Origin of the sequence: Mesorhizobium sp. M7A.F.Ca.MR.148.00.0.0, from assembly GCF_003997735.1 — a bacterium.
Classification (GTDB): Bacteria; Pseudomonadota; Alphaproteobacteria; order Rhizobiales; family Rhizobiaceae; genus Mesorhizobium.
Window position 1 is genome coordinate 1 of record NZ_RZTB01000079.1, and the last position, 26,658, is coordinate 26,658.

Annotated in this window: 29 protein-coding genes; 18 read left to right on the forward strand and 11 right to left on the reverse strand. The window is 62.9% G+C overall.

Annotated features, from left to right (window positions below; all coding sequences use genetic code 11):
* The 3 genes from EOB49_RS23570 to EOB49_RS23580 form a co-directional block, all read right to left on the reverse strand.
* Positions 1–674: NAD(P)H-dependent oxidoreductase (locus EOB49_RS23570; RefSeq protein ID WP_164781781.1), on the reverse strand; the 674-nt coding region annotated here is incomplete at its 3' end.
* A gap of 9 nt (positions 675–683) precedes the next feature.
* On the reverse strand, positions 684–1,832 hold the full coding sequence (locus tag EOB49_RS23575) for an acyl-CoA dehydrogenase family protein (RefSeq protein ID WP_127382379.1): 1,149 nt from the start codon (positions 1,830–1,832) through the stop codon (positions 684–686).
* Positions 1,833–1,937: 105 nt separating this feature from the next.
* On the reverse strand, positions 1,938–2,873 hold the full coding sequence (locus tag EOB49_RS23580) for a LysR substrate-binding domain-containing protein (RefSeq protein ID WP_127267891.1): 936 nt from the start codon (positions 2,871–2,873) through the stop codon (positions 1,938–1,940).
* A gap of 161 nt (positions 2,874–3,034) precedes the next feature.
* Here EOB49_RS23580 and EOB49_RS23585 point away from each other — a divergent pair, with 161 nt between their 5' ends.
* The 5 genes from EOB49_RS23585 to EOB49_RS23605 all read left to right on the forward strand — a co-directional run bounded on the left by EOB49_RS23585 (position 3,035) and on the right by EOB49_RS23605 (position 6,971).
* Positions 3,035–3,547 carry a thiamine pyrophosphate-binding protein gene (locus EOB49_RS23585; RefSeq protein ID WP_164748823.1) on the forward strand — a complete coding sequence of 171 codons (513 nt, stop codon included), beginning with the start codon at positions 3,035–3,037 and terminating at the stop codon, positions 3,545–3,547.
* Between the two features lie 5 nt (positions 3,548–3,552).
* Positions 3,553–4,140 carry a thiamine pyrophosphate-dependent enzyme gene (locus EOB49_RS23590; protein WP_127269711.1) on the forward strand — a complete coding sequence of 196 codons (588 nt, stop codon included), beginning with the start codon at positions 3,553–3,555 and terminating at the stop codon, positions 4,138–4,140.
* An 8-nt stretch (positions 4,141–4,148) separates the two neighbouring features.
* A complete protein-coding gene (locus EOB49_RS23595) occupies positions 4,149–5,627 on the forward strand; it encodes an aldehyde dehydrogenase (protein ID WP_127382380.1) in 1,479 nt (492 codons plus the stop codon).
* Between the two features lie 94 nt (positions 5,628–5,721).
* The gene (locus tag EOB49_RS23600; RefSeq protein ID WP_127318273.1) at positions 5,722–6,501 is read left to right on the forward strand and encodes an SDR family oxidoreductase; all 780 of its coding nucleotides are present in this window, start codon (positions 5,722–5,724) and stop codon (positions 6,499–6,501) included.
* 5 nt (positions 6,502–6,506) lie between these two features.
* Complete coding sequence (locus EOB49_RS23605; RefSeq protein WP_245463670.1) at positions 6,507–6,971, forward strand: VOC family protein; 465 nt, start codon at positions 6,507–6,509, stop codon at positions 6,969–6,971.
* 46 nt (positions 6,972–7,017) lie between these two features.
* Here EOB49_RS23605 and EOB49_RS23610 read toward each other — a convergent pair whose 3' ends face one another.
* Together EOB49_RS23610 and EOB49_RS23615 are read right to left on the reverse strand one after the other, a co-directional pair.
* Complete coding sequence (locus EOB49_RS23610; protein WP_023809526.1) at positions 7,018–7,671, reverse strand: GntR family transcriptional regulator; 654 nt, start codon at positions 7,669–7,671, stop codon at positions 7,018–7,020.
* Between the two features lie 106 nt (positions 7,672–7,777).
* Entirely contained in the window at positions 7,778–8,956 is a 1,179-nt protein-coding gene (locus EOB49_RS23615; RefSeq protein WP_127382381.1) for an FAD-binding oxidoreductase, read from the reverse strand.
* A 204-nt stretch (positions 8,957–9,160) separates the two neighbouring features.
* Here EOB49_RS23615 and EOB49_RS23620 point away from each other — a divergent pair, with 204 nt between their 5' ends.
* From EOB49_RS23620 to EOB49_RS23640, 5 genes are read left to right on the forward strand one after another with little or no spacing between them, the layout of a single operon-like run.
* Positions 9,161–10,363, forward strand: coding sequence for a pyridoxal phosphate-dependent aminotransferase (locus EOB49_RS23620; RefSeq protein ID WP_127382382.1), 1,203 nt, complete (start codon positions 9,161–9,163; stop codon positions 10,361–10,363).
* Positions 10,364–10,371: 8 nt separating this feature from the next.
* Positions 10,372–10,827, forward strand: a complete 456-nt coding sequence (locus tag EOB49_RS23625; RefSeq protein ID WP_127382383.1) for an acetyl-CoA carboxylase biotin carboxyl carrier protein subunit — start codon at positions 10,372–10,374, stop codon at positions 10,825–10,827.
* Positions 10,828–10,832: 5 nt separating this feature from the next.
* Positions 10,833–12,206 carry an acetyl-CoA carboxylase biotin carboxylase subunit gene (gene accC, locus EOB49_RS23630; protein WP_127382384.1) on the forward strand — a complete coding sequence of 458 codons (1,374 nt, stop codon included), beginning with the start codon at positions 10,833–10,835 and terminating at the stop codon, positions 12,204–12,206.
* A complete protein-coding gene (locus EOB49_RS23635) occupies positions 12,196–12,585 on the forward strand; it encodes a biotin/lipoyl-containing protein (RefSeq protein ID WP_127382385.1) in 390 nt (129 codons plus the stop codon). The genes accC and EOB49_RS23635 overlap by 11 nt, the downstream gene beginning before the upstream one ends.
* Positions 12,586–12,621: 36 nt before the next feature.
* The gene (locus tag EOB49_RS23640; RefSeq protein ID WP_127382386.1) at positions 12,622–13,395 is read left to right on the forward strand and encodes a 5-oxoprolinase subunit PxpA; all 774 of its coding nucleotides are present in this window, start codon (positions 12,622–12,624) and stop codon (positions 13,393–13,395) included.
* 17 nt (positions 13,396–13,412) lie between these two features.
* Here the strand turns inward: EOB49_RS23640 and EOB49_RS23645 are convergent, their stop codons facing one another.
* From EOB49_RS23645 to EOB49_RS23670, 6 genes are read right to left on the reverse strand one after another with little or no spacing between them, the layout of a single operon-like run.
* Complete coding sequence (locus EOB49_RS23645; protein ID WP_127326419.1) at positions 13,413–14,438, reverse strand: proline racemase family protein; 1,026 nt, start codon at positions 14,436–14,438, stop codon at positions 13,413–13,415.
* A gap of 42 nt (positions 14,439–14,480) precedes the next feature.
* Positions 14,481–15,512 (reverse strand): Ldh family oxidoreductase, encoded by a 1,032-nt coding sequence (locus tag EOB49_RS23650; protein WP_127382395.1) that lies wholly within the window; start codon positions 15,510–15,512, stop codon positions 14,481–14,483.
* 38 nt (positions 15,513–15,550) lie between these two features.
* Complete coding sequence (locus EOB49_RS23655; protein WP_127382387.1) at positions 15,551–16,714, reverse strand: epoxide hydrolase family protein; 1,164 nt, start codon at positions 16,712–16,714, stop codon at positions 15,551–15,553.
* A complete protein-coding gene (locus EOB49_RS23660; protein WP_127382388.1) occupies positions 16,711–17,691 on the reverse strand; it encodes a biotin-dependent carboxyltransferase family protein in 981 nt (326 codons plus the stop codon). Before EOB49_RS23660 ends, EOB49_RS23655 begins: the two co-directional genes overlap by 4 nt.
* On the reverse strand, positions 17,688–18,350 hold the full coding sequence (pxpB, locus tag EOB49_RS23665; protein ID WP_127382389.1) for a 5-oxoprolinase subunit PxpB: 663 nt from the start codon (positions 18,348–18,350) through the stop codon (positions 17,688–17,690). The genes EOB49_RS23660 and pxpB overlap by 4 nt, the downstream gene beginning before the upstream one ends.
* 6 nt (positions 18,351–18,356) lie before the next feature.
* A complete protein-coding gene (locus EOB49_RS23670; RefSeq protein WP_164781782.1) occupies positions 18,357–19,133 on the reverse strand; it encodes an SDR family oxidoreductase in 777 nt (258 codons plus the stop codon).
* A gap of 236 nt (positions 19,134–19,369) precedes the next feature.
* On the opposite strand from EOB49_RS23670, the gene EOB49_RS23675 reads away from it, so the two are divergent.
* The 8 genes from EOB49_RS23675 (at position 19,370) to EOB49_RS23710 (ending at position 26,296) form a co-directional block, all read left to right on the forward strand.
* Entirely contained in the window at positions 19,370–20,005 is a 636-nt protein-coding gene (locus EOB49_RS23675) for an RraA family protein (RefSeq protein WP_127382391.1), read from the forward strand.
* 148 nt (positions 20,006–20,153) lie between these two features.
* Entirely contained in the window at positions 20,154–21,263 is a 1,110-nt protein-coding gene (locus EOB49_RS23680) for a branched-chain amino acid ABC transporter substrate-binding protein (protein ID WP_127382392.1), read from the forward strand.
* Positions 21,264–21,381: 118 nt separating this feature from the next.
* The gene (locus tag EOB49_RS23685; protein WP_023809510.1) at positions 21,382–22,293 is read left to right on the forward strand and encodes a branched-chain amino acid ABC transporter permease; all 912 of its coding nucleotides are present in this window, start codon (positions 21,382–21,384) and stop codon (positions 22,291–22,293) included.
* On the forward strand, positions 22,293–23,252 hold the full coding sequence (locus EOB49_RS23690; protein ID WP_245466214.1) for a branched-chain amino acid ABC transporter permease: 960 nt from the start codon (positions 22,293–22,295) through the stop codon (positions 23,250–23,252). The genes EOB49_RS23685 and EOB49_RS23690 overlap by 1 nt, the downstream gene beginning before the upstream one ends.
* A 2-nt stretch (positions 23,253–23,254) precedes the next feature.
* Positions 23,255–24,019, forward strand: a complete 765-nt coding sequence (locus EOB49_RS23695) for an ABC transporter ATP-binding protein (protein ID WP_127382393.1) — start codon at positions 23,255–23,257, stop codon at positions 24,017–24,019.
* Entirely contained in the window at positions 24,019–24,747 is a 729-nt protein-coding gene (locus EOB49_RS23700) for an ABC transporter ATP-binding protein (protein WP_127320927.1), read from the forward strand. The genes EOB49_RS23695 and EOB49_RS23700 overlap by 1 nt, the downstream gene beginning before the upstream one ends.
* A 559-nt stretch (positions 24,748–25,306) precedes the next feature.
* Positions 25,307–25,510: a CsbD family protein gene (locus EOB49_RS23705; protein ID WP_023809505.1), complete on the forward strand. Its 204-nt coding sequence runs from the start codon at positions 25,307–25,309 to the stop codon at positions 25,508–25,510.
* Positions 25,511–25,870: 360 nt separating this feature from the next.
* Entirely contained in the window at positions 25,871–26,296 is a 426-nt protein-coding gene (locus EOB49_RS23710) for a c-type cytochrome (protein ID WP_127382394.1), read from the forward strand.
* The last annotated feature ends 362 nt before the right edge of the window (positions 26,297–26,658 follow it).

The following is a 26,658-nucleotide window of genomic DNA, read 5'->3' on the forward strand; positions in this document are numbered from 1 at the left end:
TCCTCGGCGGCGTGGAAGAACAGATGCGGCGTGCCATCAATGTCCTCGAGCCTCTTGCGGTAGGCGTCCAGATAGGCCTTGCGGCCATCGTCGCCGACGCGGCCCGGCATGTAGGCGACGAAGGGCGGCAGCACGTCGAAGCCGGAATAGCGCAGCAGACCATTGTGGATCGGCCACAGCACGGTGAGGATGTCGCCATCGATGCCGTCGGGCGCGTAGGTGTCGGCCGACGTGCCCGTGGTGGCGGCCACCATGGCGAGCTTTCCCCTGAACATGCCGGTGTCGTATTTGCGGCCCGGCAGATAGGCGAAACCGCGCGCGAAGACGCGATCGGCCCAGCCCTTGAGCATTGCTGGCATTCCGAACCACCAGACCGGGAACTGGAACAGCACGAAGTCCGCCCGCTTCACCTTTTCGATCTCTGCACTGATATCGGCCGACAGTGCGCCGGCCTCGTAGGCGGCGGTCTGTTCGCGCGGCAGGCTGAAGAAGTCCGGATCGTTACGCTCGCCCGATACGTCGCCCGGCCCTGCGACAGGATTGAAGCCCATCGCATAGAGGTCGCTGACGACTACATCGTGGCCTGCGCGGGTCAAGGTTTCCACGGCCAGATCCTTCATGGCGCCGTTGAAGGATTTTGCTTCCGGGTGTGCATAGACGATGAGGACGTTCACGGGCGACTCCTAGTATGAACGCGGCAGTCCAAGCACGTGCTCGGAAAGGTATGACAGGATGAGGTTGGTCGAGATCGGCGCGACCTGATAGAGACGCGTCTCGCGGAACTTGCGCTCGACATCGTACTCTTCCGCGAAACCGAACCCGCCATAAGTCTGGATGCAGACATTGGCGGCTTCGTTCGAAGCGTCGGCCGCCAGCATCTTGGCCATGTTCGCTTCGGATCCGGGGTTCTTGCCGGCCTCGTAGAGGTTCAGCGCCTCGCGCACCATCAGTTCGGCCGCGCGCATGTTGGCGTAGGCCCTTGCGATCGGAAACTGGATGCCCTGGTTCTGGCCGATCGCCCGGCCAAACACATGCCGCTCCTTTGCGTAGGTGCTTGCCTTTTCGATGAACCATTTCGCGTCGCCGACGCATTCGGCTGATATCAGGATGCGCTCGGCGTTCATGCCCGAGAGGATGTAGCGGAATCCCTTCCCCTCTTCGCCGATCAGGTTTTCGGCGGGTACGCGCAGATCGTCGAAGAAGACCTCGGTGGTGGCATGGTTCATCATGGTGCGGATCGGCCGGATTGTGAGGCCGTTGCCGACGGCTTCGCGCATGTCGACGATGAGCACGGAGAGGCCGTCGGTCTTCTTCATGCCGTTCGTGAGCGGCGTGGTCCGCGCCAGCAGCAGCATCAGATCGGAATGCTCGGCGCGGCTGGTCCAGATCTTCTGGCCCTTGACCACTAAATGATCGCCATCCAGCCGTGCGGTTGTCTTGAGCGCGCCCGTATCCGTGCCGCTGCTCGGTTCGGTGACGCCGAATGCCTGCAGGCGCAATTCTCCCGCGGCGATCTTCGGCAGGTATCGCTGCTTCTGGGCTTCCGAGCCATGGCGAAGAAGCGTGCCCATCGTGTACATCTGGGCATGGCAGGCGCCACCATTGCAGCCGGCGCGCTGGATTTCCTCCAGCACGGCAGCGGCGGCCGAAAGCGGCAGGCCCGAGCCACCATATGCCTCCGGGATCAGGATCGAGAGCCAACCGGCCTGCGTCAACGCTGCGACGAAGTCGCCGGGATAGGCCATGTCCCTGTCGAGTGCGCGCCAGTATTCTCCGGGAAAGCGCGTGCACAGCCTGGCGACGGCATCGCGAATGTCCTGATAGGCTTCCATGAGGTTTGTCCGGGTTTTCGTCTTGCTGCGGGCCTCACTATCGCGCCTCCACGCCCTGTCAGCAATGCAGAGCGGACGTGAGCAGATATAACGGAATTCGAATGCTTATGGTGGAGGGCCGAGAAGTTGGCCGACCCAGACGGCCCGCCCGACAAGATCCTTGGCGATGTCCTCTATCGCTTGTCCGGCAAACCGCGCCAGCCGCGAGGCAGGCCGGTCCGCCGGGTAGGCAAGGATCAGGCGGCGCACGGGCACCGGATCGATCAATGGCGCGGCGGTGAGCAGCCCGGCAGTCACGTCGGCATGGATGGGAGCGAGCGGCAGGATCGTCCAGCCATGGCCGTTGCGCACCAGGTCCTTCAGCGCCGAATAGGAGTCCGCTTCGATGCCGACATCGAGCGTGATGCCGGCATCCGTGGCGCAGCGTTCGACGATGATGCGCAGCCCGTGCTTGATGCTGGGCAGCAGCAAGCGCTTGCCGGCGAGCGAGGCGAACGATACGGCGCGCACGGTTGAAAATCCCGCATCCGGCGGTCCGATCAGGAAGAGATTTTCCAGGAGCAGCGGGCGCGAGCGCAGCGAACGCGCCATGCGCGGGTCATAGAGCACCGCGACGTCCACCTCGCCGCGGTGCATCCAGTCCAGCAGATAGCCGGTGTAGGCGCTGACAAGTCTGAGCTTCGCCTTGGGATGGGCCTTGCCGAAGGCGGCCGCCAGCGGCAGCGAAATAATGTCGGCAACGGTGGGCGGCAGGCCGATGGCCACTTCGCCGGTCAGCGGCGCATCGGCGGGCGTGGCCGTGGCGCGGATCTCGTCGATCTCGGCCATCACGCGCATGGCGTGCGCCAGCACCTCCTTGCCCTGCTCGGACAGCACCATGCCGCGTCCATGGCGCAGGAAAAGGGCAAAGCCCAATTCCTCCTCCAGCATGCGCACCTGCCGGCTGAGCGCCGGCTGCGCAATGTGCAGCCGGTCGGCGGCCTTGCTGAGGCTGCCGAGTTCGGCGACGTGGATGAGGGTGCGTAGCTGCGATAACTCCATGAGCTATCGAATACCATTATATCTGATCACGAGAAAGAGACGAAGATTGCATCGGTCAAGCGCGCTAGTCTAATGCCAGTCCAATATCTCGGAGATGCAAGGTGACGGCGAGCATACAAGCAAAACCTCCGGAAGCAGCAGCGCTTGCCGCCGCTCCGACCGTGTCTGAAAGGCAGTGGCCGGATCAGGTCTATGAGGTGCTCAAGGCTGCCGGCATCAGCCACATGTCCTATGTGCCGGATGCCGGTCATACCACATTGATCCGCCTTTTCAGTGAGGATCCCGAAGTCGTCACCAATGTGCTGACGACGGAGGAGGAGGGCATCGCCATCGCAGCAGGCTCCTGGCTCGGTGGCAAGCGGAGCGTCGTGCTCATGCAATCCTCCGGTGTCGGCAATTGCATCAACATGCTGTCGCTTCCCGTGCAGGCGCGCTTCCCCTTGCTCGTCCTGGTGACGATGCGGGGCGAATGGGCCGAGTTCAACCCGTGGCAGGTGCCGATGGGGCAGGCGACGGAGGCGTCGCTGAAGGCGATCGGGCTCAGGGTGCTGCGCGCCGAAACCGGTCCCGACCTGGTGGAGACGGTGGCGCAGGCAGCCTTGATGGCCTTCGACGCCGACCAGCAGATTGCCGTGCTGATCGGGCAGCGGCTGCTCGGCAAGAAGAAGTGGTGAGCGACATGAATTTACCGACGATGGACCGCCGGGTTGCGGTGAAGAAGCTGCTTGACGCCCGCGACGGGGCCCTGGTCGTGACCGGTCTCGGCTCGCCGAGCTACGACGTGCATGCTGCCGGTGACCGCAACGACAACTATTATCTGTGGGGCGCCATGGGCGGTGCTGCGCTGATCGGCCTCGGGCTTGCCCAGGCCCAACCCGACAAGCGGGTCATGGTGATCACCGGAGATGGCGAACAGCTGATGGCGTTCGGTTCGCTGGCGACGATCTCGGTGGCGCGGCCGAAAAATCTCGACCTGATCGTGCTCGACAATCAGCATTTCGGCGAGACCGGCATGCAGTCCAGCCATACCGGCAAGGGCATTGGTTTCGACAAGGTCGCGGCCGCTTGCGGTTTTTCGAAGACCGCCGAGCTGCGTACGCTGGAGGAGGTCGACATGCTCTGTGGAGAACTTCGGCGCCCGGCCGACGGTCCGCGCCTTTTCGTGCTGAAAATCACCGCCGAGAACCTGCCGCGCTCGCTGCCGCCGCGCGACGCGGTCGAGGTCAAGAACCGCTTTCGCGCCCATCTGGGCTTTGCCACCTGTTGAGGACCGATATGGCGCTGGTCAGTTTCCAGAACACGGTCGGCGGTCGGTTGCAATCGACAGCCGATACATTCGAGAGCCATGATCCGTTCACCGGCAGGCCCTGGGCGCTGATCCCGCGTGGAGGAGCGAGCCAGGTGGACGCCGCCGTGGCGTCCGCGCAGGCAGCATTCCGGTCGAAGGAATGGGCCGGCATCACGCCGACCGCGCGGGGCAAGCTGCTCGTGCGGCTGGCCGATCTGATCGCCGAGAACGCAGATCGTATTGCCGCCATCGAGACGCGCGACAATGGCAAGCTGCTCACCGAAATGACGGCACAGCTGCGCTATATCCCGGAATGGTTCCGCTATTTCGGCGGTCTTGCCGACAAGATCGAAGGGTCGGTGCTGCCGATCGACAAGGCTGGCATGTTCGCTTTCACCCGCCACGAACCGCTGGGTGTCATTGCAGCGATCGTGCCCTGGAATTCGCCGCTTTTACTCCTGACATGGAAGCTCGCGCCGCTGCTGGCGGCAGGCAACACTGTCGTCATCAAACCGTCGGAACACGCCTCGGCCTCGACGTTGGAGTTCGTGAAACTGTTTGCGCGGGCAGGCTTCCCGCCCGGCGTGGTCAACACCGTTACCGGCATGCCGCTTGATGTCGGCGCGCCACTCGTCTCTCATCCCGACGTCGCCAAGATCGCCTTCACCGGTGGTGAGCCTGGCGGGATCGCGGTCTATCGGGCGGCTGCCGAACAGCTAAAGACCGTCACGCTGGAGCTCGGCGGCAAATCGGCCAACATCGTCTTCGACGACGCCGATATCGAGAGCGCGGTCAACGGCGCGATCTCAGGCATCTTCGCGGCCAGCGGCCAGACCTGCATCGCGGGTTCGCGGCTGCTGGTGCATCGCAAAATCCACGACCGGTTCGTGGAAGGCGTCATAACGCTGGCGGCCAGCGCTCGATTGGGCAATCCGGCGCTGCAAGAGACGCAGGTCGGGCCGATCACCACGCAAGCCCAGCGCGAGAAGGTGCTGTCCTATCTCGGCATCGCGCGCCGCGAGGGTGCGCTTTGCGTGCTGGGCGGCGGCAAGCCGGCCTCGGGTGAATTGGCCGAGGGCTGGTTCGTCGAGCCCACCATCTTCACCGGCGTGAACAACACCATGCGGATCGCGCGTGAGGAGGTGTTCGGGCCGATCCTGTCCGTCATCCCCTTTGACGACGAGGACGAGGCCTTCGCCATTGCCAATGACAGCCCCTATGGGCTGGCGGCGGGAATATGGACCAGCGACATGGGCAGGGCGCTGCGCGGCGCGGCCGCGATGGAAGCGGGGATGGTCTGGATCAATTCATACCGTGCCGTCTCCTACATGGCGCCCTTCGGCGGCTACAAGAGGAGCGGTATCGGGCGCGAAAGCGGGCAGGATGCCATCAATTCCTATCTACAGACCAAGACGGTGTGGATAGACACCGCCGGCAAGACCGCCAATCCCTTCGTTATCCGCTAGGCTAGGCTTCGGTGGGAGAATCCCCATTCCTAGCCAAGCTCGGCCCATGCTCCCTGAGACGGTGGCCGACTTACAAATGATCGAAGGATTGGACATGAGACAGGCAGGCAAGGTGGCGGTTGTCACAGGCGCGGCGCGCGGCATCGGACGCGCTTGCGCGGAACGCTTTTTGGCCGAAGGCGCGAAGCTCGTGCTCGGCGACATCGATGCCGTGGAGCTAAAGAAATGTGCCGCTGAAATCGGTACCACCGACAGCGTCCTGGCGGTCGTTACGGATGTTAGCAAGAAGGAACAGGTCGATGGGCTGATTGCAGCGGCGGTGGCGAAGTTCGGCCGTGTCGACATCATGGTCAACAATGCCGGCATCGCTCCGGTCCAGGACTTTCTCGACATCAGCGAGGCGGACTACGACAGGGTTCTCGCCGTCAATCTCAAAGGTGCGTTCATGGGCACCCAGGCCGCAGCCCGCCAGATGATCGCGCAAGGTGGAGGTGGCGTCATCATCAACATGTCGTCGATCAATTCGGGCCTCGCCAACCCACGTGTCGCCACCTACGCGATCTCCAAGGGCGGCATGAACCAGGTCACCAGCACCGCGGCCGTCGCCTTCGCCCCCCACGGCATCCGTGTGGTCGGTGTCGGGCCGGGCACCATCGCCACGGACATGGTCATGGACGGGACATTCATCGACTCGGAAGAAATGCGACGGGCGGTCCTTTCGCGGACACCTCTCGGGCGCCTCGGCACGGCAGCCGAGATCGCCTCGGTCGTGGCATTCCTGGCCAGCGACGACGCTTCCTACATCACCGGCGAGACGATCTACCCCGACGGGGGGCGCCGCGTTCTGAACTATACGGTCCCGATCAAGGAGTGAGAAGAATGGGGAGTGACGACATGGGCAATTTCGACAAGCTGCATCACATCTGCATCGTCGTGCACGATATCGACAAGGCGCAGGCCTACTATGACTCCATAGGCATCGGGCCATGGGAGTCCTATCCGCCGCTGGCCGAATACGAAGAACTGCAGGTCCCAAGCCCCGAGGGTTTCAAGGCGATGCAATACCGGATTTGCAACTTGCCGAACGTTCAGCTGCAACTGTGCGAGCCGAACGGCGATCCTTCACCGCAGCGGATTCATCTCGATAGCAAGGGTGAAGGCGTCTTCCATATCGGCTTTGAGGTTCGCGATGCGGATGCAGCCGAGGCCAAGGCGCAGGACGACGGGCTTCCCGTGCTGATGCGCGGGCGCCGGGAAAACCGCACCGGCTTCACTTATTACGACACAGCCGACAAGGCAGGCGTGATCCTGCTGACCCGGGCAACCAATCTGCCCGGCAAATGATCTTCGCGCAAAGGATTGGGAGTGGACAAGGAGACGGGGCGACTGATCAGCTGCCCCGCAATTCCTCAAGCCGGTCGACCAGGAATTTACCGCTGGTGATGATATGCATTTCCAAAAGGCCGACGGCGCGCAGCGTATCCTTGGCTTCGCACAGGTCGATGAGCTGCCAGTGGTCGCGGTCGGACTGTGCCTGGATCTCGGTGAGCGTCACCATCATGCGCGTGTAGCGTTCCAGCTGCTGGTAGATGCGCCCGACCAGTTCGATCGTCGCCTTGCGGCCGGACGGTGCGTAGAGCGCGGCGTGGAAGTTCCAGTTGAGCTGGTTCGAATACTCGCCGGTCTTGCCCTGCTCCTGGTGCTGCTTTGCACGCTCCCGGGCCAGAGCGAGGTCGGCCTCCGTCATCCTTGGAATGGCTAGGGCCAGTAGCCATGTTTCGATTCGGGCCCGCAATTCGTAGAGCTCGAGGATCTCGTCCAGGGAAATGGAGGTGACGACGGCGCCCTTGTGCGAAACCAGCGTGACGAAGCCTTCCGAATGAAGCTGATGCAGCGCCTCTCGCACCGGAATTCGGCTGACGCCGAACTCGGTGGCCAGATGCTCCTGCCGCAGCTGAAAGTTGGCCTCGTATTCGCCGATCAGGATCTTCTGCCTGATGGCATCGGCGACCTGGGTCGAGATGGTTTTCTTCTGTACGAGCATGAATCAGCCTGAGGCGGCCGCCGTGTTTGTTGACTGGCGCCGTTTTGATTGAAGAAGTGGACGCATAGCACCGTTGTCACTGCGATGCCATGTCGCCCGTTTCGCTTCAGTAGACATGTTCCTCGATAGGTTGATTGCCCGCGATCCGTTCGTAGCGGAAGGCCGACAGGTCGACAGAGCGGTACTCGCCATAGGCAATGAGATCACTGACGCCCGACCCGGTCGCCGCTGCATGCATCATGCCGTGGCCGCTGAAGCCGGTAGCCAGGACAAAGTTCGAAACCTCGGGATGCCGGCCGATGATGCCGCTGTGGTCGAAGGTGTTGTATTCGTAGAGCCCCGCCCAGGCGCGCAGCATCCGCAATTGCTCAAACCCGGGCACACGATGGGCGAGCGCCGGCCAGATCAACTCGTCGAACAGGTCGTAATCCACATCCAGGCCAAAATCGTCCGGCTCGTTCTCGCGCACCGGCGGAATACCGCACAGGAAGAGCTGGCCTTCCGGCCGCAGCCAGAAGCCGCTCGTGTCGAAGACGAAGGGGCAGTTTTCGATCCTTGCCGGCGTTTCGAAGACGAAGACGCAGCGCTTGCTTGGGATAACCGGCAGTTCGGCGCCAGCCATCCTGGCAATGCCCGCGCTCCATGGTCCGGCCGCGTTGATCACCGTGCCGGCGGCAAGCCGGTCGCCATTGTCGAGCACCACTTCGCCGACTTTTTGGGGAGACGCCATGGTCAGTCCGGTCACCGTCGCGGCAAGATAATCCACGCCCTGCGTGCGCGCCTTTCGGCGGAAGGCCTGCATCAGGCCGGGGCCGTCGAACCAGCCTTCGCTGCCAAGGCCGAGCGAGCCAAGGGCGAGATCGTCCGTGTTGAGCCACGGGAAGCGTCGTGCCAGATCGACCTGCTCGATCAGTTCGGCGTCGACGCCCATGCCGCGCTGAACGCGGTTCTTGGCACGTTGCGCGTCTGCCCGCTCGGGCGTCGCCAGCACGAGGTAACCGGGCTCATGCAGGCCGATGTCGGCCAACTCGTCGCCGATGGCAAGCCGCGTCTTTACCTGGCGCAGGAAGTCGATGCTGAACTTCGACATGGCGATGTTCGGCGCCGTGCCGAACTGCTGGCGGATGGCGCTGGTCGACAAGGAAGACGAGGAGGCCGTGTAGTAGGGGTCCCGCTCGATCACCGCAATACTGCCATCGAAATCCGGATTGGCTGACAGGAAATAGGCGATCGAGCTGCCGACAACGCCGCCGCCGACGATCACCACATCATAGTTTGTGCCCATTCCAATCGTGTTCCCTATCTCGAATGTCATACGCGGCGATGAAGGATTGGATACTTTCCTCTATCGACCCACCACTGGAATGAGACATAACCCGGTCTTCGACGCAGAAAAAGGGGTTTGACGCGAAAATAAGAATACATTATCCAATTTGTACCAGATATAACCTGCCCGACAACGTCGCGGCAGCCTTGCCGAGGATTTCCCGTGGGCCTCATCGCTCCCCGTCTCGACGTCATCAAGCCAAGCCCCAGCATGGCGGTCACCGCGCGGGCAATCGAAATGCGCTCGGCCGGCATCGACGTCATCAGCCTGAGCGCCGGCGAGCCGGATTTTCCAACGCCTCCGCACATCGTCGAGGCGGCCTACGAGGCGATGCGCAGGGGTGAAACGCGCTATACGGCGGTCGACGGCACCGCCGCGCTGAAGAAGGCGGTGGCCGGGAAATTCCGGCGCGAGAACGGCCTCGACTACAAGCCTTCGCAAATCAGCGTCGCGGGTGGCGCAAAGCAGATCATCTACAACGCCCTGCTGGCAACGCTGGCCCCCGGTGACGAGGTGGTCGTCCCCGCGCCCTATTGGGTTTCCTACACCGACATCGTCCTGCTCGGCGAAGGCAAGCCCGTGGTCGTTCCCTGCACGGAGGCGCAGGGCTTCAAACTGACACCGCAAGCCCTGCGAGCCGCGATCACCGGGCGCACCAAATGGCTGCTGCTCAACACGCCTTCCAACCCGACAGGCGCCGTCTACAGCCGCGACGAACTTGCGGGGCTGGCGGGGGTGTTGCTCGATCACCCGCATGTGCACGTTCTGACCGACGACATCTACGAGCATATCCTGTTCGATGGGCGTACCTTCCATACCATCGCCGGTGTCGAGCCGCGGCTGAAGGATCGCACGCTGACAGTGAATGGCGTGTCGAAGGCCTATGCCATGACCGGCTGGCGGATCGGCTATGCCGGCGGGCCGGAACCGCTGATCCGCGCCATGGCCACCGTGCAGAGCCAAAGCACGTCGAACCCGTCATCCATCTCGCAGGCCGCGACCATTGCCGCACTGGAAGGCCCCCAGGACTTTCTTCGCCCGCGGGCGCTCGAATTCCAAGCCCGCCGCGACCGCGCTCTGGAGCTGCTGCGCAAGATTCCCGACCTTACCTGCCAGACGCCCGAGGGCGCCTTCTATCTCTATCCCAATTGCTCGGCCCTGATCGGCCGTCGCCGCCCGGACGGCACTCCTATCGGCAGCGACGACGACTTCTCGCTTTACCTGCTTGATCAGGCGCGGGTCGCGGTGGTGCAGGGCTCAGCCTACGGTCTGTCGCCGCATTTCCGCATTTCCATAGCCACGTCGATGGACCTGATCGAAAAAGCGATCGGGCGTATCGCCGAGGCCGTCGAAGCGCTGCGCTAGTGCCGACGATGGATCTCGACTTCGTCCAGAAGCTGATCGAATTTGTCTCGCGTTCGCCCGTTGCCGAACTGGAGATCGAGCGCGATGGCGTTCGCATCCGCATGTCCAGGCAGATGGCGCCGGCGCAATCCGCGTCGCAAGCGCAATCTGCGTCGCAGTCGGGGCCAGCCACCGAGCCTGCCATCTTCACAAATCCGGCTTCGACATCTCCGCCCATCGCACGCTATTCGATCCGCGCGCCGCTGACGGGCGTGTTCTACCGCTCCGGCACCGAAGGTGAACCGCCGCTCGTTTCGGTTGGCGATGTGGTCGTGGAAGGGCAGAAGGTTGGTGTCCTCGAAGCCATGAAGACGTTCAATGTCGTGGAATCCGATCGCGCTGGGCGGATCGTCCAGATCGCGTTCGACGACCATGCCGCGGTGCAGTCCGGCGATGTGCTGTTCGTTCTCGAAGATTTGGGCTAGCGGCGATGTTCGACACCGTCCTTATCGCCAACCGCGGTGAAATCGCGCTGCGCATCCTGCGCGCCTGCCGCGATCTCGGATTGAAGACGGTGGCGGCGCACTCGGAAGCGGATGCGAGCCTTCGTCATGTTGCGCTGGCGGACAGGGCGATCTGCATCGGGCCGGCTGCCGCGACGGAGAGCTATCTCAATATCGCCGAGATCATCGCGGCCGCGCAACTCACCGGCGCGGGCGCGATCCATCCGGGCTACGGCTTCCTCTCGGAAAACGCCGCCTTCGCCGAGGCTGTCGAGAATGCCGGCCTTGCCTTCATCGGGCCGTCGGCGGCGGCGATCCGCACCATGGGCGACAAGGTCTCCGCCAAGCGCACGATGATCGCCGCCGGCGTTCCCTGCGTTGCTGGCTCCGAGGGGGCGCTGCCGCGGGACGAGCAGGCAGTGCGCGCCATTGCCGAGGCCATCGGCTATCCGGTCATCGTCAAGGCAGCGGGCGGCGGCGGCGGGCGCGGCATGCGCATCGTGCGCGAGCAGCACGCCCTGATGGAAGCCGTTTCAATGGCGGTGAAAGAGGCGAACCGGGCCTTCGGCAACCCGCAAGTCTATCTGGAGAAATTCCTCGAGCATCCGCGCCATATCGAGATCCAGATTCTGGCGGACAAGCATGGTAGGGCGGTCTGGCTCGGCGAGCGCGATTGCTCCATGCAGCGCCGCCACCAGAAGATCATCGAGGAGGCGCCGGCGCCCGGCATCGCCCGCGAGGCGATTGCCGAGATCGGCAAGCTGTGTGCCCAGGCATGCCTGACCATCGGCTATACAGGCGCGGGCACCTTCGAATTCCTCTACGAGGACGGGCGCTTCTCTTTCATCGAGATGAACACCCGCGTGCAGGTGGAGCATCCCGTCACGGAACTCGTCACCGGCATCGATATCGTGCGCGAGCAGATCCGCATCGCCCGGGGCGAACCCCTGTCGTTCAGCCAGGAAGACATCCGCATCCAGGGCCACGCCGTCGAATGCCGCATCAACGCTGAAGATCCATACAGCTTTCGCCCGCATCCGGGCCGGGTCGAGCGCTGGACGCCGCCCGGAGGTCCCGGAATCCGCGTCGAATCGCATCTCTACTCCGGCTACACCGTCCCGCCGCACTACGATTCATTGGTGGCCAAGCTGCTGGCGCATGGCGTGACGCGAGCCGAGGCGATCCGGCGCATGAGCGGCGCGCTGGGCGAGATGGAGGCTGTCGGCATCGCCACCAACGCACCGCTGCACGGCATCCTGATGGAAGAGCCCGGTTTCGCCGCCGGAGGCTTCGATATCCATCATCTCGAACGTCTCATTGAAGGCGGTCTGCTCGAAGGACGTGGCGGCGATGACGGTTGAGGAGATCGAAAGGCTGGCCGCCTGGTGCGCTAGCGCCGGCATCGGCGAGATCGAAGTGTCGGAGGCCGGGTTTTCGCTGCGCCTGCACATGCAATCCGTTGTTGCCTCGACACCCTCGGTCGAAGCCCCGAAGGCCGAAACGGTCTTCAAGGGCTTGCGCGCGCCCGGCGTCGGCGTGTTCCGTCTCGATCACCCAACGACCGGTCGTCCGATCGCCGAACCTGGCCAGACGGTTCGCAAAGGCGAGACGGTCGGCGTCCTGCAGGTCGGCCCATGCCTGAAGGCAATCGTTGCGCCGGCAGACGGTGTGCTGGGTGCGGCGCTGATCGAGGACGGAGCGGTCGTCGGCTACGGCACGCCGCTCTACGAGCTGGTGTGAAGCAAGGCGATGGTTCGAACCACTGAGGAAAGCGCCATGGCGGCCCAAGGATTGCAGGTCGATATCAATTCCGACATGGGCGAGGGTTTTGGAGCCTACAGGCTCGGCGACGATGCGGCGATCCTCGACATCGTCAGTTCAGCCAATGTGGCCTGCGGCTTTCACGCCGGCGACCCTGAAATCATGGCGGCCACGTTCTCGATGGCGCGCGACAAGGGCGTTGCCGTTGGCGCGCATCCGAGCTTCGCCGATCTGTGGGGGCTCGGACGCCGCATCATCCCGCATTCCATGGAGGAGATCGAAAGGCTGGTCGCCTACCAGATCGGCGCGGCGCAGGCGCTTTCCGCCTATGCCGGCCACCCGATCCGCTATGTGAAGGCGCATGGCGCGCTGGGCAACCTTACCCAGACCGACCGTGGCGTTGCCGAAGCGGTGACGCGCGCGGTCAAGGCCGTCGATCCCGGCCTGATCTGCCTGGCCATTGCGCTCGGCTTCCAGGACAGGATCGCGCGCGACGCGGGCCTGACGGTCAGGTCCGAAATCTTTGCCGACCGCGCCTATACGGAGGAAGGCTTTCTTGTCTCGCGCAAGCTGGAAGGCGCTGTCATCCACGACGCCGAGAAGGCGGCCGAACGGGTCGTGCGAATGGTCGAGCAAGGTGCCATCGAGACGCTTTCCGGACAGATGCTGCAGACGCCGATCGATTCGATCTGCGTCCACAGCGACACGCCGGCAGCCGTCGCCATCGCCGCGCATGTCAGGAGACGGCTGGAGGAGAGCGGCGTCAGGGTCAGAGCGTTCGCGGCCTGAGCACGGTCGCGTCCGTTTCAGAACCAGACATCGCTGAGGCGATGTCCGCGCGGATAAGGATCCGTCGGGTCGAGGCCATATTGGCCGATGCTGGTGATCCATGCCTGTCCGGCGATGGTGACCACGACAGCGTCGCGATCGCCGAGGCGCGTATTGGCGATCACGCGGGAATCGAAATGGGTCCCGATGATCGATCTGTTGCGGAACAGCTCGCCCTTGGCGATCTGCCCCTTTGCCGACATCACCGCCAGCCGCCCGGTGGTGCCGGTGCCTGTCGGTGAGCGGTCGAGCCTGCCATGCAGGCACACCGTGCCGTTGACGCTTTCCACGCGCCCGTCGACGCGCTCGATCGGACCTTCGAAAATCACGTTGGACACGTCGCGGATCTTCGGGTTCTCCGGATGCACGACCTCGAGCTGTTCGTTGACCGCCTTCTTGATGCGTTGGCCCATCAGCGACATCTGGTGGGCCTCGTCGGGTGTTATGGAAAAGCCGAGTGCGCGCGCATTGACATGGGCGAAAGTCATGCCTCCATAGGAGGTGTCGACGGTGATCGTGCCGAGCCCTTCCACCTCGACATGCGTGTCGAGGTGGAGTGCAAAAGCCGGTACATTGGTGAACTCCACCTGCTTCACCTTGCCGTTCTCGCAGAGACAGCGCACCTCGATCATGCCGGCTGGCGCTTCCATGCGCAGCAATGTCTCAGGCTCCTTCATCGGCACCATCCCCGTTTCCAGCGCCACTGTGGCGACGCAGATGGTGTTTGAGCCAGACATGGGCGGGTATTCCGTGCTTTCAATTATGACGTAGCCGAGATCCGCCGAGGGATCGCAAGGCGGCAGGATGATGTTGCCGTTGACGTAGGGCGCACCGCGCGGCTCGAACAAGAGCAGCCCACGAATGTCGTCCATATGCGCTTCGAGATACTCCTTCTTTTCGAACATGGTCTTGCCCGGAACGTCCTTGACGCCTCCGGTGATCACGTTGCCGACTTCGCCCTCGGCATGGCAGCCGACGACCGTGAATGTTTTCGTCCAGCGCATTTTTCTCCTCCTGTGATTGGTCTTGGCCCTGGCGATACCGATTCAGACCGCGTCGAGCCCTCGTTCGAGAAAACGATCGAGTTGTTCCATTTCCTGGTGCGATAGGACGATACCGTCGCGCTCCGACGTCTCGCGGGCTAGGAACCGCCTCTGCGAGGGCAGGCGCGCACCCTGGCCCAAGATCGCCTCGAACAGCGCTTCAGCACGGCCCAGCGGATTGCCGGGCCGGCCGGCGGCGAAGGCTTTCGGCGAGAAAGCGATGACCAACTCTCCATGCGACGGATAAAGCGTCGTGGTGCCAAGCAGCTCGAGCGCCTCGGGGCTGGTCAGGTCGCCGATCATGATCCCGGCGAGCAGCTCGATCATCGTCGCGATGGCGGAGCCCTTGTGCCCGCCGAAGGGAAGCATGGCGCCTGACAGAGCAGCTTCGGGGTCCGTCGTTGGCCTGCCGTCAGAATCCATGGCCCAGCCTTCCGGCAGCTTCTTGCCTGCCCGGCGGTGGAGCTCGATCTCGCCGCGCGCGGCAACCGAGGTCGCGAAGTCGAAAACGTAGGGAGGCTGCTCTTCTCGCGGCCAGCCAAAGGCAAAAGGATTGGTGCCCAGCAACGGTCCGTTGCCACCGGTCGGAGCGACGGTGGCATAGCTCGGGCACATGGCCAGGCCGGCCAGGCCTGCCTGTGTCAAAGCTTCGACCTCCACCCAAAGGGCGGAAAAATGCACCGCATCGTTGATCGCGAGTGCGGCAATGCCGCACGACCGTGCCCGCTCGATCAGCACCGGCAGACCCAGTTCGAAGGCTGGGTTGGCGAAACCATGCTTCGCATCCACTTTGACGAGGGCGGGAGCGTCTTGCGGCAACAACTCGGGCAGCGCGTCCGGTTTTACCTTCCCGACCTTGATTGTCCGTAGGGCGCCCTCGATCCGGTAGATGCCATGCGACTTGCAGGCATCGCGTTCCGCCGCGACGATGACCCTTGTAATGGCGCTGGCCTGAATGGGGTTCAGTCCGGCCTTGCGGAAAATTGCATCGACGCGCTCATGCAGGGCATCGATGGTGATCGTGGTGTTGGTCATTTCTGGCCTTCGGGTTTGGCTGCGCGCTAACGCTGCCTTTAAAAATCCAGACCACCGGCAAAGGCTTTTAGATCCTGTGCAAGCAAAGCGGGCTGCTCGAGGGCTGCGAAATGACCACCGCGCGGCATCGCTGTCCACTGGCGGATGTCCTTGAAGACGCGCTCGACCCAACTCCTTGGCGGCATCGGCAATTCCTTGGGAAACAAAGCCACGGCAAGCGGGACGTTGATCGCCGTGCCGGGCGCGAATGCAAGCGGACGGGCGCGCGTTTCCCAATAGAGCCGCATCGACGAAGCGACGGTCCGGGTGAACCAGTAGAGCGAGATGTTGGCGAGCATGTCGTCGCGCGAAAAAGCGGCGTTGGCCAGATCGCCATCGCAATCGCTCCAGTCGCGGAATTTTTCGATCATCCAGGCCGCCAGTCCGACCGGCGAATCCGTCAGCCCGTAGGCAAGCGTTTGCGGGCGCGTCGCTTGAATATGAGCATAGGCGCCATGAAGATCCGCCCATCCGGCTTTCCGTTCCAGGAAGGCGCGTTCTTCCAAGCTCAGGTCGCCATCCGGGCCTGGATCGTGAGGAGGTGAGTATGAGCCGGGGACGAAGTTCAGATGCACGCCGGCGAGACTGTCTGGATACGCGTGCGCCAGGCAGGTCGACACGCCGGCGCCCAGATCGCCACCTTGCGCGAGATATCGTTTGTAGCCGAGACGGCTCATCAACTCGGCCCAAAGGTCGGCGACGGTGAACAGGTTGAGACCAGGCCTGGTCGGTCGGCTTGAAAAGCTATAGCCGGGAATCGAGGGGGCCACGACGTTGAAGGCGTCCTCCTGTCTTCCGCCATGCGAAAGCGGATCGGTCAAAAGCGGGATCAGCCTGTGAAATTCGAAGACGCTGCCTGGCCAGCCATGGGTGAGTATGACCGTTCTGTTGGTCGCCACAGCGGCGCGCGCATGGATGAAATGGATGGTTTCGCCGCCGATATCCGTCTGGTAGTGCGGATGGATGTTCCAGGCGGCTTCCTGCTTGCGCCAGTCGAAGCCGGTGCGCCAGTGCTGCATAAGTCGGCGCAGTTCCTCGTGCTCCGTTCCCTGCGCCCAGCCTATCGCCTGCAACTGGTCCGGCTCGCGCCAGGTCGAGATGCGCTTCTTCAAATCGTCGATTTCAGACTGGGCAATCTCGATGGTGAAGGGGCGAATTTTCATGGAGTCCTCTGCTCGCCGGCCATAAGGTTTCGGGCGGCGATAAAGTCGTGACTTTGCTGCCGGTTCGCGCGAAGCGCTTCCGTCGACGCTTCTATCGAGACCGCTGAGAAACGCAGGCGCGCGCCGACCGGCGCTTGCGCCAGCCGCCAGAGGTCGGCTTCGATCACCGTAGCGATCTTCGGATAGCCGCCGCAAGTGTTGGCATCGGCAAGTTGGATGATCGGTTGGCCGGACGGCGGCACCTGGACTGTGCCTGGTACGATGCCGTGCGAGAGCAATTCGAGCGGTGAGAGGAGCGAAAGCGTCTCTCCAGCAAGGCGATATCCCATACGGTTGGCGTCGTTGGTGATGCGCCATTCGCTGCCGGTGAAAGCCGCCTGGGCCTCCGGCGTGAAGGCGTCGAACTCGGCGGCCGGCAGAACCCGCAATTCGATTGCCGAGGCCAAGGCGTCCGCCGCGCCTCGTCGCTCCTCCAGCGCTGCGCCGATGCCGCCCGCGGGAAGGCGGCATTGCGCAGGTTTGAGCGCAAGCCGGTCACCGCGCGACAGGCCGCGTCCAGCGAACCCGCCGAAACCGCCCTTCACATCCGTCGCGCGCGATCCCATGACGGGCGGCAGATCGATCCCGCCGGCAAAGGCGATGTAGGAACGGGCACCGGCGCGCGGTGCCTCGAGGACAAGGGTCTCGCCTGCGCGGATCGTCATGGCCCACCAGGGCGGGCAGGGCCGGTCGCCGATGCTGACGGCGCAATCAGCGCCGGTGATGGCGACGGCGGTGTCGATATGCGCGCGCAGCCGGAACGGATGAAGCGCGACCTCGATCCCGCCGGCCGAAGGATCATTGCCCAGCATGAGATTGGCGATCGCCAGTGCCTGCTTGTCCATGGCGCCGCCATGGCTGACCCCCAGCGCCAGATGACCGGGCCGGCCGAGATCCTGGACCGTGTTCGGCAGGCCGGTGGTGAGGATCTCGATCATGCCTCGATCCCTGCAATTGCGAAGCGAATCTTGTCTCCGGGCCTGAGCAGCACGGGCAATTCCGCTTCGGCCTTGAAGAGCTTCACGTCGGTATGGCCGATGATGTGCCAGCCGGACGGCGCGGTCATCGGCATGATACCCGCCTGCGCGCCACCAATGATGACGGCGCCCTCAGCGACTTTGAGGCGAGGCGTGCTGCGCCTTGCCCAGGCAAGCAGCGGGTCGAGACCGGACAGATAGGGAAAACCCGGCATGGCGCCGATGGCGGCGACGGTGTAGCGGGCCGCCGCGTGGCGCCTGACGGTCTCGTCGACAGACAGGCCGCAATGCGCGGCCCAGCCGGTGAGATCCTCGCCGCGCGCGCCGCCGTAGTGAACGGGAATCGTATGATGCGTGCCGGTCACCGGGTGGGCATCGGTGGCGGACCAGAGCGACATCAGTTGATCTCCGACGCTGTGGGCGTCTGTGGCGAGCGGGTCAAACACCACCAGCAGGTTGTTCATGCCGGGAACGGCCTCGCGCACCCCTTCGAGGCTCAGCGCGGCATTCGCTACCGCCCAGACCAGTTCCTGGGTGGCATCGTTGAAAGCCCCCTGCATTCCATCGAGCAGCAGCGCGCCCGATCCCGCAACACTGATGTGGGGCGTACCGACAACCATGAGCGGTCAGTCCTTCACCGGCACCGTATAATTCAGGATCAGACGGCCGCCGTCCGGATAGATTGTCTGGCCGACGATGTAGGAAGCGTCGTCGCTGGCCAGGAAGGAAGCGACGCTGGCAATCTCCGATGGCTCGCCACAGCGGCCGCTCGGCGTGCGCGACAGGATGGTCTGGCGCTGCGCTTCGCTGGCCATGACCGAGCTCTTGACCATGTCGGTCAGGATGGTGCCGGGGCCGATGGCATTGACGCGGATATTGTGCGGGATCAGTCCGACGGCCATCACCGCGGTCAATTGCTTGATGCCGCCCTTGGACACGGCATAGGCGACGGAATTGGGGATGGCCAGAATGGCGTTGATCGAGGACATGTTGATGATCGAGCCGCCGCGTCCCTGCGCGATCATGGCCCTTGCCGCGGCCTGCCCGAGGAGGAAGGGCGCCTTCAGATTGACCCGCTGAACCAGGTCGAAGGCTTCCTCGGGGAAGTCGACGAAATCGTCCAGATGGATGATGCCGGCATTGTTGATGAGGACGTCGACGCCGCCGAATCGCTCCGTGGCCTTGGCAACAATATCGGCTGCCATTTCCTGCGTGCATTCGGAGAGATCCGCCGATAGCCAGGCGGCACGCTCGCCAAGACGTTCGACATGCTCGCGCCCGCGATCGGCCTGTATGTCGACAAGCACCACCTTGGCGCCATCGGCATGAAAGCGCTCGGCGCAGGCCAGGCCCAGGCCTCGTGCCGCCCCGGTGACGATCACGACTTTTCCTGCGTGCTTCACAAACCAATCCCTTCTCACAATTACGCATCTATGGATATGTTATCCAATCTATCTTGAACTTCGACGCCATTGCAAGCCCCGGATAAGTGATCTGTTGGGTCATATCTGCAGTCGTTCGCCGTTCCTAAGCCGCTTTTGGCTTTTTTCTGCCAACCATCGCAAGCCGGTTGACTCCACTGAATTAATTGTGATTGGATACTATATTCATAAAGTGACGACGGCGAGGAGTGTAGGCGATGGCGGATGGATCTCAGGAAAGCGAACTGATCGACGCGTTCCGCGCCCTTGCGACGCCGTTGATCAGCGACAATCTCGCTCGTGTCCCCGGGGCTGTCGGGTTGCGGCCGTTTCATCGGGTCAGCGGCGTCATGGCGGGGAGGGCGCTGACGGTCAGGACCCGCCCCGGCGACAACCAGTTCATCCATCGTGCGCTCGATCTGCTGCAGCCCGGCGACGTCATTGTCGTCGACGGCGGTGGCTATGAGGGGCGCGCGCTGGTCGGCGAAATCATGACAAGTGTCGCGGCTTCGCGCGGCGCCGCAGGCATTGTCATCGACGGCGCCATTCGCGATGCCGGTGCCATCGGCCGCAATCCGTTCCCATGTTTCGCGCGGTCGGCCATCCATCTCGGACCTTACAAGGATGGTCCGGGAGCCATAAATGTTCCCGTCTGCATAGGCGGCATGGTCGTCGGTCCTGGCGACATCGTCGTCGGCGACGAGGATGGCGTCGTGGCATTTCCAATCGACGGTGCCGCGGCCTTGCTGGCGGCCGTCCGGGCGCAGGAAGCCCGCGAGGCCAAGATCATGCAGAGCATCCAGGAGAACCGTTATCAGGGAGCCTATGCCCGGGCTTCAAGCGGCAGTCACTGATCTGCCGGGTCAGTCCTTGCCGGTGACAATCGTGTGGCCGGTTGGCGATCCTGCTCAACATAACCGCTCCGCAGCTAACCGAGGGGCGAAACAATGCATTTCGGGCACGCCGCCTGGATGCACCAACAGGGGAAAATGGAGAGAATTGATGGTTGTTTCCTTCAAGAGGCTAGCTTGCGCCACCGCCCTTGCCGGGCTGGCTCTGACCACGATGGCCGCGGCTGCCGACATCAAGATCGGCATCGTGGCCCCCATGACCGGCCAACTGGCCAGTGAAGGGCAGGATATGGAGAACGCCGTGAAGATGGCGATCGATGCCGTCAACGCCAAGGGCGGCGTAAACGGCGACAAGATCACTACCACCACCGCCGACGACGCCTGCGATCCGCAACAGGCGGTGACCGCAGGCAGCAAGCTTGTCTCGGAAGGCGTGACCGCCATCGTCGGCGGCTACTGCTCGGGCGCCGTCTTGCCGACATTAAAGATCTATGGTGACGCCGGCATTCCGTTCGTCATCATCGGAGCGAACTCGACCAAGCTGGTCGCCGCCAATCAGGGCAATGCCTTCCTCGCCAATTCGACCGGCGACATGCAGGCGACGACAGCCGTCGAACTCTTCAAGAAGAACGGCTACAAGAAGATCGCGTTCGTGGACGAAGGCGATGCCTATTCGTCCGACCTGGCCAAGTTGACCGCCGAAGCTTTCAAGAGCGCTGGCGGCGAAATTGCCGCCAAGGAGACCACCACGGCCGGAGAGCAGGACTATTCGGCGGTCGTCACCAAGATCAAGTCGAGCGGCGCCGATGCTGTCTTCTGGACCGCCTACCATGCCGGTGGCGCTCTGCTCACCAAGCAGCTTCGGCAGGCCGGGTTCCAGGGCGGCATCGTGCTGGGCGACGGCAACAATTCACCGGAATATCTGGAGATCGCCGGGTCGGCCGGTGAGGGCGTGTATCTGTTGTCTCCGCCCACCGTCGACCTCTTGTCCGGCGCCGCCGACTTCAAGGCCAAGTACACGGAAACCTATGGCCGCGACGCCGGCGCCTATGCGGCGCTCTCCCACGATGTGGGCGACCTGATCGTCGATGCGATCACGCGGGCCAAGTCGGCGGATCAGAAAGCGATCATCGAGGCGCTCAAGGCGAGCGATTTCAAGGGCCTCGCCGGTGAAATCAAGTTCACCGACAAGAACACGCTCCAGACCTCGAACTTCCGCCCGGTGATTGCAAAGGGCGGCAAGTGGGTGGCTGTCGAATAAAGGCCAACCGGATTGATGCCGAGGCAGGCCTTGTGGCGGCCTCGGCGTCACCGCCGATTGTCTGGTGCGCCGACGCTGCGCCCAGACAAGACTTTTTCAATTCTGCCCTGGAGCATCAATGACGCTCGACCTGCTTATTCAGCAACTGGTGAACGGTCTTATCGTCGGCTCGTTCTATGCCCTGATCGCGCTTGGCTACAGCATGGTCTTCGGCGTCATCAAGCTCCTGAATTTCGCCCATGGCGACATCTACATGAACGGCGCCTTCGTCGGCCTCATCGTGTTCTCCTTTGTCGGCATATGGGTCGGCAATGGCTGGCTGGGCGTGGTCTGCGCCCTGCTTGTGTCGATGCTGGCTGTCGGCTTGCTCGGCGTCATCATCGAACGCTTCGCCTATCGGCCGATGCGCAACGCGCCGCGCCTCTCCATCCTCATCACGGCGCTCGGTGCCTCGATGGTGTTGAACGGTACGGCACTCGCCCTGACCGGCGGGCGGCATTATGCATTCAACACCGACCTCGGTTTTGCCGGTGTCGACATTTCCACCGTTCATATCACCTACACGCAGATGGTTCTGGTGGCCGCCTCCATTGCTCTTATGGCAGGCATGCAGGCCTTTGTCTCCCGCACCATGTACGGCAAGGCGATGCGCGCCGTGTCCATCGACATGGGGGCGAGCCGCCTGATGGGCATCGATGTCGACCGGGTGATCGCCTTGACGTTTTTCATGGGCTCGGCGCTCGCTGCCGGCGGTGGGGTCATGGCCGGCGCCTATTATGGCAGTGTCCATTTCTTCATGGGCTTCATCATGGGGCTCAAGGCCTTCACCGCCGCTGTCATAGGCGGGATCGGCAGCGTGCCGGGCGCCATGCTCGGCGGCTTGCTGCTCGGCCTGCTCGAGGCTTTCGGTTCGTCCTTGCCCTTCGTCGGATCGGAGTGGCGTGACGTCTTCGTTTTCGGGACCCTGATCCTGTTCCTTGTGTTCAAGCCGACCGGCCTTCTTGGACGCTCTGTCGTGGAGCGGGTGTGATGATCGACGAAGTCAGAACCATGCCGACCGCCGTGCAACCGCAATTGATGCGCTGGTCCGTCGTGCTGCCCGGCCTGACGGCACTCGCCGTCGCGCTGGTGTTGCCGCAATTCGCCAACGGCTATGTGACGGAGGTGGCAACCACGGCGCTGCTCTATGTCGTTCTGTGCCTCGGCCTCAACATTGTCGTCGGCTATGCAGGCCTGCTCGACCTCGGCTACGCCGCCTTCTTCGCAGTCGGCGCGTACACGTCAGGCATCCTGACCGCCGAGTTCGGGTTCAATTTCTGGCTCACCATCCCGGTCGCCATGGCGGCAGCCTGCGTGGCTGGCATCATCATCGGGGCTCCGACATTGAGATTGCGCAGCGACTATCTGGCGATCGTGACGCTGGGCTTCGGCGAAATCGTGCGCATCATCGCTCGCAACCTCGACATCACCGGTGGCGCGAGCGGACTCATCGGCATCGAGCGCCCGGAGATATTCGGCTTCAGGTTGATGCAGGTGCAGCACTTCTACTATGCGTTCCTGGTGCTTGCGCTGCTCACCGCCTTCGTCTGTCTGAGCGTCGAGCGATCGCGAATGGGACGAGCCTGGTTCTACGTTCGCTACGATGAGGACGCCGCCGCCGGTATCGGCATCAACCGTGTCACGGCCAAGCTGCAAGCCTATATGATGGGCGCTGTGATCGCTTCGGTGGCCGGATGCCTCTACGCGGCCAAGATGACGGCCATCTCGCCGGAGAGTTTCACCTTCAACCAATCGCTGCTCATCCTTCTCGGCGTCGTCCTGGGCGGCATGGGCCGCATTCCCGGCGTCGTCCTTGGTGCTGTTCTCGTGGCTCTGCTTCCGGAGGTGCTGCGCGGCGCGGGGACCTATCGTCCCCTGGTGACCGCGGTTGCGCTGCTGGCAATCATGCTCTTCAGGCCGAACGGGCTGTGGCCGGACAAGCGAGTTTGACCATGGCGCTGCTGGAAGTCCGCGATCTGCGCCTCAGTTTCGGAGGACTGAAAGTCCTTCACGACATTTCGTTCTCAGTTGAGAAAGGCGCCATCAACAGTCTTATTGGGCCGAACGGGGCCGGCAAGACATCACTCTTCAATTGCCTGACCGGCTTCTACAAGCCGAAGGGCGGCTCGATCAGTCTGGGCGGCCGGCCAATCACCGGCTTGCCGCCGCATCGCATCACCGCGCTCGGCCTCGCCCGTACGTTCCAGAACATCCGGCTGTTCAAGGAAATGACCGTTCTGGAAAACGCCATGTCCGGCCAGCATTGCCGCAGCCGCCACGGCATCATGTCGGCGATCCTGCACTTGGCGGCACAGCGGCGCGAGGAGGAGGCGATCCGCGCGGCTGGCATGCGCTGGCTCGATTTTGTCGGCATCGAGCAGCATGCGCATCGCCGTGCCGGTGGTCTTTCCTATGGCGATCAACGGCGGCTCGAACTCGCAAGAGCCCTGGCGTCGACGCCCGAGCTCATCCTGCTGGACGAGCCCGCCGCCGGCCTGAACGAGCGCGAGAAGCTGGACCTTGTGCACCTGATCCGCCGCATCCGTGACGAAACCGGTGTCACCGTCCTGCTGATCGAGCACGATATGGGCCTGGTCATGCAGGTGTCGGAGAAGATCGTGGTGTTCGACTATGGGCAGAAGATCGCCGACGGACCGCCGGAGGCCGTGCGAACAGACCCCAGGGTCATCGAAGCCTATCTCGGCACGGAGGAATGATGGACGCCGAAATCGTTCTTTCCGCGGACCGCATCGTCGCGCGCTATGACGGCATCGAAGCTCTTCATGGCGTCAGCCTTTCGGTCAAGCGCGGCCAGATCGTCGCCCTGCTTGGCGCGAACGGTGCGGGCAAGAGCACCACCCTGCGCACGCTGTCCGGCCTTGTTGCAGCATCCTCCGGAAATGTCCGCTTCCTGGGCGAGGACATAACCAAAGTCCCTGCCCACCGCCTGCCGCATCGCGGGCTCGTCCACGTTCCGGAGGGAAGGCGTATTTTCGGCGACATGACGATCAAGGAGAACCTTGACCTGGGCTCGTTTACGCTTGCCGACGACGTCGAGCGCCGCCGGCGGCTGGAGCATGTTTTTGAGCTCTTCCCCATCCTGGCGCGCAGACAGAATGGCGATGCAAGGAACCTCTCGGGAGGCGAGCAGCAGATGCTGGCGATCGGCAGGGCCCTCATGGCCGCGCCCAAGGTGCTGTTGCTCGACGAGCCTTCCATGGGTCTGGCGCCGCAACTGATCAAGGAAGTCATGAACATCGTGCAGCGCCTCAATCGTGAAGGCGTGACCATTCTGCTTGTGGAGCAGAATAGCAAAGTCGCCTTGAAGTTCGCCGACTACGGCTACGTTCTCAAGGCTGGGCGCATTGTGCTTGAGGGACCAGGCAGTGATCTTGCGAGCAACGAAGCGGTCATCAGCGCCTATTTAGGTGGCGTCGCTGCTTAGCTGGCAAAGCTGCCAACTCCCGGATTTTTACAAAATGAGGCCGCCACTCCAGTCCAGCCCCTAACATATTGATTTGTGCAGGAAGCACTGACCCTCAGAGACATAATCATTATTTGTCAACAGGTTACGAAGCCGTTCGCTCAAATCGATTCAGGAAGCTGGTCCAGCCATTTCGCTGGCCGAATTTATCTCAAGCCGAATGGCGGCTTTGCGCCTCAAGTCGGTCGTTAAGACCAACTTCGCCGTTTCCCGAAAGCCGACATCATCGGACTACGCTGGCTTAAGATGACTGTGCCTCTAGACGGACGGCGGCGACAGGATGAAAAGCGCTTGCGCCTGCTTGGTGGCGGAACTGTTGCGGAAGGTGTGGAGGCGTCTTGGGTCGAAGGTCATGGCGTCGCCTTCGAGTAGGACGACCTCAATTGATGACGCAGGCTGAGCGTAAAGGAATGGATCGCGGCCTGTGAGAGCAAGACGAGCGTCGTTCCAGGAACATCCGTCGTTGATTTGCGTTTGCTCTCCGAGGTTAGACGTTTTCAAACCGAAGGAGAACGGTGTCATGGACTGGAACCGCGTGGAAGGAAACTGGAAACAGGTGAAAGGCAAGGTCAAGGAGCAGTGGGGTAAACTCACGGATGACGACCTTGACCGCATCGCCGGCAAGCGCGATCAACTCGAAGGCAAGATCCAGGAGCGTTACGGCCTCGAAAAGGACCGTGTGCGGCGCGATATCGATGACTGGTACGGTCGACAGGGCTGGTAAGCGCGTGAGCCCCGGGCCGCGGCCAATTCCAAGACGCGGCCCAACAGTCCGGCAGGTCCGGCTCATGCAGATGCCGAGCCTTATCGTCAGTTGAATTTTGCAGCAAGGATTTCGTACTGTGTCAGAAGATATCTCTCGCAAGCAAGAGCAACGGGGGACAAGAAGGATCGTCATGTGGGCGATCGCAGTTACCGCTGTGATTTTCCTTGTTCTGCTGGCTACATTCGTGTTCGGCCCGCTGGTATGATTTTCATCGCCGATGATTGAGTTGTTTCCAGCGAGATCCGGGGATGATCGGGCGTTTGAGGGCGCTTGCAGCGGCCACCGGGCCGCGTCTTGCGACTGCGGGAGCAGGCGCGGATGAGCCGACGACCCGTCAAGTTGATGCCATCCGCGCTGCCCTGGGTGGCAGGCGTATCTGCGGCAATCGCCATTATTCCGGTAGTTTGCGCCATCAACTTGGTCCGCGGCGACAATCTCCGGGAAACCACCATTGCAGAGGCCATCGGGGGCGACCCTGACCGGGCCGTCCCGGCGATGATCCGCAACGGATGTGGCGGATGTCACGAAATCCCGGGAGTGCCCGGCGCCCGTGGCACCGTCGGTCCGTCCCTGCAAGGCGTCGTTGAAAGAGGATATACCGGGCCGTCGCGAGCCACCCCGGATGCGATGATGCACTGGATCAGCAGGGCGCGGGACGTTGACCCGAAGACGGCCATGCCCAATACAAATCTGTCGCCTCAAGAGGCGCGCGACATTACCGCCTATCTCTATGCGCGAACATGAGGCGCGCTGAAGTCGCCCCACGGCGCAGGCGTCTTGCCAGCAAAAGCAGCAGGCCAATGTGATGGGAAGCGCCAGTGTCCAACCGGCTTGCGGGGCGCCGTTGCCATAGCAGATCGAGGTCGAAAAGAGCGCGTCGAAGCTCATGATCCGCATCCGTCAGCCGGAAGAGCACCGGAGCTCCGGTTCATCTGGAAAGATCCAGATTGAAGCCACTGAGGCGCTGTTCTCACCTCCGTGCCTCTAGGCGTCCATCATCGATTTCGCCGGCTCCCGGGCGATGTTTTCTTCTATGCGTTCGTGTCCCGGCGTCCGCGGCAGGGCCTGGCGGAAGTTCTTGGCGTAGTCTGCCGGCATTTTGGGCG